Annotated in this window: 7 protein-coding genes and 1 pseudogene; 4 read left to right on the top strand and 4 right to left on the bottom strand. The window is 60.9% G+C overall.

What is annotated here, in order from left to right:
- A pseudogene (locus tag J5M72_RS28920) lies at window positions 1–126 on the top strand (hypothetical protein); the annotation flags it as partial.
- A gap of 28 nt (window positions 127–154) precedes the next feature.
- Here the strand turns inward: J5M72_RS28920 and J5M72_RS10910 are convergent.
- Window positions 155–814: a glutathione S-transferase gene (locus J5M72_RS10910; protein WP_207865446.1), complete on the bottom strand. Its 660-nt coding sequence runs from the start codon at window positions 812–814 to the stop codon at window positions 155–157.
- A gap of 123 nt (window positions 815–937) precedes the next feature.
- On the opposite strand from J5M72_RS10910, the gene J5M72_RS10905 reads away from it, so the two are divergent.
- From J5M72_RS10905 to J5M72_RS10895, 3 genes are all read left to right on the top strand, one after another.
- Window positions 938–1,222: a hypothetical protein gene (locus tag J5M72_RS10905; protein WP_085689966.1), complete on the top strand. Its 285-nt coding sequence runs from the start codon at window positions 938–940 to the stop codon at window positions 1,220–1,222.
- A 190-nt stretch (window positions 1,223–1,412) separates the two neighbouring features.
- Entirely contained in the window at window positions 1,413–1,658 is a 246-nt protein-coding gene (locus J5M72_RS10900) for a TIGR02647 family protein (protein ID WP_007951883.1), read from the top strand.
- 195 nt (window positions 1,659–1,853) lie between these two features.
- Window positions 1,854–4,697 carry a class I adenylate cyclase gene (locus J5M72_RS10895; RefSeq protein ID WP_207865445.1) on the top strand — a complete coding sequence of 948 codons (2,844 nt, stop codon included), beginning with the start codon at window positions 1,854–1,856 and terminating at the stop codon, window positions 4,695–4,697.
- 7 nt (window positions 4,698–4,704) lie between these two features.
- Here J5M72_RS10895 and rnk read toward each other — a convergent pair whose 3' ends face one another.
- The 3 genes from rnk to cyaY all read right to left on the bottom strand — a co-directional run bounded on the left by rnk (window position 4,705) and on the right by cyaY (window position 5,797).
- Window positions 4,705–5,115 (bottom strand): nucleoside diphosphate kinase regulator, encoded by a 411-nt coding sequence (gene rnk / locus J5M72_RS10890; protein WP_169432429.1) that lies wholly within the window; start codon window positions 5,113–5,115, stop codon window positions 4,705–4,707.
- 129 nt (window positions 5,116–5,244) lie between these two features.
- Window positions 5,245–5,463, bottom strand: a complete 219-nt coding sequence (locus tag J5M72_RS10885) for a DUF1289 domain-containing protein (RefSeq protein ID WP_169432430.1) — start codon at window positions 5,461–5,463, stop codon at window positions 5,245–5,247.
- A gap of 1 nt (window position 5,464) precedes the next feature.
- Window positions 5,465–5,797 carry an iron donor protein CyaY gene (gene cyaY, locus J5M72_RS10880; protein WP_114886277.1) on the bottom strand — a complete coding sequence of 111 codons (333 nt, stop codon included), beginning with the start codon at window positions 5,795–5,797 and terminating at the stop codon, window positions 5,465–5,467.
- Window positions 5,798–6,000: the final 203 nt, after the last annotated feature.

Genomic DNA, 6,000 nt, shown 5'->3' with positions numbered 1-6,000 from the left:
CTGCGTCAGTTCAGCGACCAGATCGAGCAGGACGTGTTTGCCGTACTGACCCTGGAAGGCTCGGTGAATGCCCGTGACCATATCGGCGGGACTGCGCCGGCACAGGTCAAGGCAGCCGTTGCTCGCGAAAGCTATCTCGAAAGCACCAAAAAACTTACTTCTTCGCAGCGATCATCGCCAAAAACGCCGGCATCGCCGCGTCCTTGTCCGCGGCAATCTTCTGCACGTGCGAATTCTGCTCAAGCCGCTCCAGCAGCGCCTTGGCCTTCGGCATGTCCGCCAGCAAATCCAGTCCGAACAGCTTATGCCCAACCGCAATCGCCGGCGGCACGCTGTAAAGAAAATACAGGTCAGCAATACTCAGACTGTCGCCCGCCACATAGGGAGCGAACTTGCCATGGCGACCCAACGCGGCGAACCCCAGCAGCAGTTCGGTCCTGGACTTTTCCTTGATCGCTTCAGGCAGCACCGCGCCGAAAAACGCTTCGCCGAAGCAGGCCCGGGCCGGCAGTTCGATGTACAGCTCGATTTCCTTGGCCAGCGCCAGCACCTGCGCACGCTCGAACGCGTCGGCCGGGAGCAGCGACACACCCTTGCCAGTACTTTCGAGGAACTCGAGGATGACCGCCGTTTCGTTGATGTAACCCCGCTCCGTGCCCAACACCGGCACCTTGCCGCGAGGACTGATCTTCAAAGACTCTGGAGTCTGGGTCGGATAGAACGTGACCTCTTCGAACGGCAGGCCTTTTTCCAGCAGCGCCAGTTTGACCATGTTGTAGTAGTTGCTGACTGAGAATCCGTAGAGCTTGAACATCACATAGCCTCCAGGCCGTGCGGGGTGGGCAGTGCCTGTTTATAGATCGCCCCGGGGATTCGTGCCAGCAGCATCACGCCGCTGAATGCGGGTAAACTGGCGCCTTTCCTTGAGGAGCCTGCCATGAGCGAGCCGACTGACATCGACAATGATGAAGAAGAGTTCACCGAATCGACGCTGATCGAAGCGATCGAGAACCAGATCGAAAGCGACAACCCGCCAGCGGCCAAGGCAACCTTCAACAAGCTGACCCTGGTCGGCTACGAGCGCGAAGACATTCTGAACCTGATGGCCCATGTGCTGGCCTACGAAATCGACGCGATGCTCGACGATGACCGCGCGTTCGATACCGAGTGGTACGAAACGGCGCTGCGCGCTCTGCCGGAACTGCCACCGGAAAAGCAGTAAACGGCCGCTCCTGTGGGAGCAGACCTGCTCCCACACAATTTGTCACCCATCTCTGCGGCCTTCTCCCGCCCCCTGACTACACTGGAATCCACCCCGGGACAAAAACCCTGGCACGCGTACTGGACAGGCCGCGCCGGCAGGTTCACCTTAGGGGCGCTGTCGTCCAATTCCTAGAAAGTCTGGAGTCCTTATGTCGCTTACCCCTGAGTTGGTTGCCGAACTGGAAGTCCTCGCACTCTTCAACCTGGACAGTTCCCAGGAAGGTCTGAAAATTCATCAGACCGCTGCCCCGAAGCACATTGCCGCTGCACAACGCCTGTTCGAAAAAGAACTGACAGACCAGCCTGATGGCGGTTACCTGACCAGCCTCGGTCGCGATGCCGCACAGAACGTGCAAACCGTACTGACGATTCTCAAAGAGCAACAAACCGCCTGATCCTCCCGACTTTGCCCACGGAAACCCCTGCCACGGGATTTCCGCGGGCCAGCCATGAACGTCGCCCCTCGCCGCGCGATAGAAATCTGACGTCAAAAAAACAAATTCAGCTTAAAACTCCTGCCGCTCAGGCGCTAAACTCCCGGACACCCGAGACCCCTTGCCTCCGAGCCCTGCGCGCCGGTTTGAGCCGACATGACCCTCACCCATGAAATCCGCCCCGACCTGGACGAAGGCATCGACCGCAAGGTTCTCAGCCAGCTGCGTGCACGCTTTCTCAAACTCAATGAAGGCCGCCTGAACCGGGCCCTCGAAGGCCTGTCGACACGCCAGCAAAGCGTGCTGACCCTGTTACCGCTGTTTTTCCACGTCAATCATCCGCTGTTGCCCGGATATGTCTCGGGCAGCACGCCGGCCGGACTGTCGAATTACGAACCGGACGCCGATGCACTCGCCGAAGCCCAGCGCCTGACGCGTTCGTTTTCCTACAAGCCGCGCCATGGCAGCAATCCGCCACGGCCTATTCATGGTTTGTATCTGATGGGCAGCCTCGGCACCCTGGCCCAGGCCGACCAGAGCGACATGGACGTGTGGGTGTGCCACGCCCCCGACCTGAGCGACAGCGAACTGGCCGAGCTGCGTAAAAAGTGCCAGTTGCTCGAAACCTGGGCCGCCAGCCAGGGCGCGGAGGCGCATTTCTTCCTGATCGACCCGGCACGCTTCGTCAAAGGCGAGCGCGATACCCAGCTCAGCTCCGAAGATTGCGGCACCACTCAGCACTATCTGCTGCTGGACGAGTTCTACCGCACCGCGATCTGGCTGGCCGGACGTACGCCGATCTGGTGGCTGGTGCCGGTTTACGAAGAACGTGCCTACGACGCGTACACCCACACCCTGATTTCCAAGCGTTTCATCCGCAACGATGAAACCCTCGACCTCGGCCCCCTGGCCCACATTCCGCCGGGCGAGTTCGTGGGCGCCGGGCTGTGGCAACTGTTCAAGGGCATCGAGTCGCCTTACAAGTCGGTGCTCAAGCTGCTGCTGATCGAGGTCTACGCCAGCGAACATCCGCAGGTGCAATGCCTCAGCCTGCGCTTCAAGCAGGCCGTATTCGCCAACCGGTTGGATCTCGACGAGCTGGATCCGTACATGGTGGTTTACCGCCGGATCGAGGAGTACCTCACTGCGCGCAGCGAGCCGGAACGGCTGGAGCTGGTGCGTCGGGCGCTGTACCTCAAGATCAACCGCAAGCTCACCGGCAACAGCCGCACCCAGAGCTGGCAGCGCTCATTGCTGGAAAGACTGGCCAGCGAATGGCACTGGGACCAGCGGCAACTGGCACTGCTCGACAGCCGCAGCCAGTGGAAAGTCCGCCAGGTCAGTGCAGAGCGCCGTGCCCTGGTCAACGAGCTGAACTACAGCTACCGCTTCCTGACCCAGTTCGCCCGCACCGAACAGACCGTGAGCCTGATCAACAAGCGCGACCTCAACGTTCTCGGCCGGCGCCTGTACGCCGCATTCGAACGCAAGGCCGACAAGGTCGAGTTCATCAACCCCGGCATCGCCCCTGACCTGGCTGAAGACACCCTGACCCTGGTGCAGTCGCCGAACAAAAAGGAGCCCGGCCAAACCCAATGGGGCCTGTACAACGGCAGTCTCACGGCGCTGGAGTGGGAGCATTTCGCTCCGATCAAGCGCTGCCGGCATCTGTTGGAGCTACTGACCTGGTGTCACCGCAACGGCGTGATTGACAGCAGCACGCGACTGGCCCTGCACCCCGGCACCAGCGACATGAGCGAGTTCGAGCTGTTCAATTTGCTCGGCAGCCTGCAACAGAGCATTGCCCTGCCCCTGACCACGGTTGCAGAAGAACCACTGCTGCGCGCCAGTGTGCCGAGCGAGGTGCTGATGCTGGTGAATGTCGGGGTCGACCCGCTCAAGCATCACCGCGACCTGAACATCCTGATGACCACCGAGCGCACCGATTCCCTGAGTTATGCCGGGGTCCGCGAGAACCTCGTACTGACCCTCGATCAGGTCACGCTCAACAGCTGGAACGAAGTGCTGGTCAACCGCTTCGACGGTCCGCACGCGCTGCTCGACTGCCTGCGCGATTACCTCAACAACCTGCCGCGCGGACCGCAACAGCCATCACTGCGGGTACGTTGCTTCTGCCACAACCGCGCGCAATTCATCGCCCGCCGGGTAGAAGAAATCGTCGATACCGCGCAGACCCTGTTGCTCAGCGACTTGAATCACCGCTACCTGATCCAGGTGCAGCAGCACTATCACGTGCTGGAGCTGGTGCCGGGCCAGGTCAGCCATGTGCCCCTCGCCACCCTGCCGGCGCTGCTCGATTATCTGGGCGAGGAACAGCCACGCTATAGCCCGCTGCACCTGGACCCGATGGCACTGGAAGACCACGACCTGGCGTTGATCCTGCCGATGGGCCAGCCCGAATGCATACAGGTGTTCTACCGGATCATCGAGCAAACAGCCGAGCTGTACGTACTCGACGAGTTCAATGCGCTGTGGCAACAGCACTTGCCCTACCACGACGAGCAAAGCCTGTTGGTGCCGTTGCAGCGGTTCCTGCAATCGATCCAGTTCCGGCGCGAAGCGCTGCTGCCGATGGATGCGAGCCAGGCCGCCAGCCTCGAAATCTTGTATTACCAGTTATTGCCATCAGGGCCCGGACGCGCGCGACGGGTGGAAATGCGCACCGCACCGCAGACGCCAGTCAACAAACCGTTCTACGACGTGCAGGCGATCGTCGGCAAAGCCGCGCCCGGCGAAGTGCAGGTCACGCTGTATTGCAATCAACGGGAATTCAGCGAGCTGGAACATGGCGACCAGCTGTTCAGCGTGGTCGCCCGGGAAATCGTCGGCCAGCGCCGGGAAACCGAGCGCTACCGCTGCTACATCACCGACCTCGACCTCTCGGGCCTGCTCGGTGACGGGCAAAGTTCCAGCAATCTGTATCTGCGTTACAAGGCCGACCTGGAACGCTCTCTGAACGAGGCGCTCGAGCAGGTCTGAGGCGGGGCTACTCCGGAAAGTCGCCGCCGTTGGCCGGCTGCGATTCGACTTCGAGCAACGTCAGTTTCAGGGTCTTGCCGCCCGGTGCCGGCCAGTCGATGTGCTGGCCGACTTTCAGGCCCAGCAGCGCACTGCCGACCGGAGCGAGGATCGAGATTTTGCCCTCGTCGGCATTGGCGTGCTTCGGGTAGACCAGAGTCAGGTGGTAGTCCTTGCCACTGCCTTCTTCGCGACAGTGCACACGGGAATTCATCGTTACGACGTCGGCGGGCACTTCATCGTGGCCGACCAGGGTATCGGCGCGGTCCAGTTCGGTTTGCAGCGCGATCACGCCCGGCAGCGATTCATCCAGGCTGTCGATCAGGCGCTCCAGACGTTGCACGTCCAGACGGGTAAGGGTGATGGAAGGTGCGGTCATGATCCGGGCAGACTCCTTTCTTCTGCACACAAAAAAAGCAAAACCCCGCCAAAAAAAGACGGGGTTTTCACCAGGCCTCGATGGGTTGAGGCGTTTCCGGACACTATCACAGCTCAAAAAATATACAAGCTACGTCCCGGACAGTTGCCTGCGCTGCATCGCCTGGGCACAGATAACCCGGCGGCGCTCGTCATCGGCCGAACGCCATTCACGGATGTCTTCGACATGCCGCAGGCAGCCGAGACAGACCTTCTGCTCATCCAGCCGACAGACGCCGGTGCACGGCGAAGGCACTGCCGGGCTGACGTTGCTGTAGAGCGGCTTGGCAGGCCGTGGCGCGGTACTCATCTCAGATTTCGTCGAAATCGAGTTTTTCGCCGGCGCGCTCCCAGACGATGCGCTCCAGCATTTCGCCCAGCAACTCTTCGGTTTTCTCGCAGACCCACTTGCCGGCCTGCTCGTCATAGTCGAAATGGAAACCGCCGGAACGGTCGGCCAGCCACAGCTGACGCAGAGGTTCCTGACGGCTGAAGATCAACTGACTGCCGTTGTCGAACTTGATAGTCAGCACACCGGCCGAGTTCTCCATGTCCAGATCCAGGCCACTTTCATCAAAGATGTCCTCCAGCGCTTGCTGGGTGGCATCGACCAGATCATGGAAACGGGCTTCGGACAAACTCATTGCGGCAACCTCAAAAAATGTCTGATCAGGCTCAAGCGCCGCAAGATACGGACGCGGCCAGCCGATTGCAAAGGATAACGACCAAGCGCCCTGCCCGGCGACGAAATATGCACCCGCCTTGCAGGAAAAGTTTCCGCGCCGCAGCCCGAGCCCCGCCGGACGGGAGTTCCGTCGCATAGGCAAGCTGCCGGGTGGCCGGTATA

It is taken from the genome of Pseudomonas sp. 58(2021) (assembly GCF_017491585.1).
GTDB classification, from domain to species: Bacteria; Pseudomonadota; Gammaproteobacteria; order Pseudomonadales; family Pseudomonadaceae; genus Aquipseudomonas; species Aquipseudomonas fluorescens_BT.
Note: the sequence above shows the minus strand (reverse complement) of the source record. Positions and strands in the feature narration are given on the sequence as shown.